This is a genomic window from Streptomyces sp. NPDC059456, assembly GCF_042750055.1.
Classification (GTDB): Bacteria; Actinomycetota; Actinomycetes; order Streptomycetales; family Streptomycetaceae; genus Streptomyces.
Map to the genome: position 1 here is coordinate 1 of NZ_JBHYVA010000886.1, position 1,493 is coordinate 1,493.

The following is a 1,493-nucleotide window of genomic DNA, read 5'->3' on the forward strand; positions in this document are numbered from 1 at the left end:
GCCGCGCCCACCGCTCAGGAGATCAACATGACCACCGCGGACGCGAACGAGGGGGTGGCGAGCTTCGTGGAGCGCCGCCCGCCCAGGTACCTCGGCCGGTAGCCGCGGCTCCGCTCACATCCGCGGGTCGGGCTTCAGGAGGGCGAACACGGCGCCGGACGGGTCCGCCACCCACGAGATGCGGCCGACGTCGGGCACGTCCGCCGCGGGCATGAGCACCGATCCGCGGTTCTCCTTGACCGCGGTGACGGTGGCGTCGACGTCCGCGACGTTGAAGTACGGCACCCAGCGCGGCTTCTCGACGCCGCCGCCCGCGCCCTCGCCCATCGGCGCGACCCCGCCGAACGAGGTCTGCTGCTGGTCGCCGTCCGCCAGGCTCAGCACGCGGTAGGTCATCCCGGGCGTCTGCATCTCCTGGCTGCGCCAGCCGAAGACGCCGCGGTAGAAGTCGACGGCGGCGGTGGGGTCGGGCACGTGCAGCTCCGCCCACACCAGTGAGTTCTCGTCGGAGACGAGCCCCAGCCCGGCGGTCTTGCCGGGCTGCCAGACGGCGAACTCCGCGCCCTGCGGGTCGGTGGCCTGCGCGAGCCAGCCCTCGCCCATGACGTCCGTGGGCTCCATCCGGACCTCCCCGCCGCCGGACCGGACGGCGGTGACGGTGGCCTGCACGTCCGGGCTCATGAAGTGCACCATCCAGGCGGTGTTCGCCCCGTCCTCGGTGAGCGGCCCGAGCGCGGCGACGGTCTTGCCGTCGATCTGGAAGAACCCGTACCCGCCGGCCTCCGGCCCCAGCGCGGTGAAGGACCAGCCGAAGACCGCGGTGTAGAAGGCGGCGGCGCCGTCGGTGTCGGGGCTGCCGAGGTCGAGCCAGACGGGCGATCCGGTGCGGAAGTCGGTGCCGAGCATGCGCATCCTCCTGGATGACGGGTGGGACGGGTGGATCGGGGCCGGGGGCCACGATGCCCACGTCTCCCGGGGCTGTCCGGCGTACGGGTCCGGCCGGGGCGGTGGTTCACCCGTACGGGCGAACGGCGGGCCGCGCGCTACACGCGGTGCAGGGTGGTGACGTCCGGGCCGCCGGGGCCGTCCGGATCGCGGTCGACGTGGAACAGCTCGGGCCGGTCGGCCGTGCCGGCCACCTCCCAGTCGCCGAAGCGGCAGCCCTCGACCGTGAGCGTGACACGGTCCCGCGGCCCGCTGTGGAAGGGGCTGGCGGAGCCGCGCTGCGGCTCGAACCTCCACGTCCCGGTCCCCGAGCAGCTGTCCCACACTCCGATGTACCCCTCGGCAAGCGGCAGGTTGCCGGCCTCCGCCCCGCCGTTCTCGCCCAGCCGCAGGCGGTACGCCCCGCCGCCGCCGGTCCACTCCCCGACGTAGCGGCTGCGGTCCAGCCGGGGCGGCTCGTACGCGTGCCAGCGGGTCCGCTCCTGGAGGAAGCCGCCGATGGCGGCGAGGAGCAGGGCGATACCGGGGTCGGCGCCGGAGCGGGCCCC

1 protein-coding gene and 2 pseudogenes are annotated in these 1,493 nt (G+C 74.7%); 1 reads left to right on the top strand and 2 read right to left on the bottom strand.

From position 1 onward, the window contains the following. Positions 1 to 102 (top strand): annotated as a pseudogene (locus ACFXA3_RS40055) (enoyl-CoA hydratase/isomerase family protein); the annotation flags it as partial. Between the two features lie 12 nt (positions 103 to 114). Here ACFXA3_RS40055 and ACFXA3_RS40060 read toward each other — a convergent pair. After that, a complete protein-coding gene (locus ACFXA3_RS40060; RefSeq protein ID WP_385195963.1) occupies positions 115 to 906 on the bottom strand; it encodes a VOC family protein in 792 nt (263 codons plus the stop codon). 137 nt (positions 907 to 1,043) lie between these two features. Continuing rightward, positions 1,044 to 1,493, bottom strand: a pseudogene (locus ACFXA3_RS40065) (hypothetical protein); the annotation flags it as partial.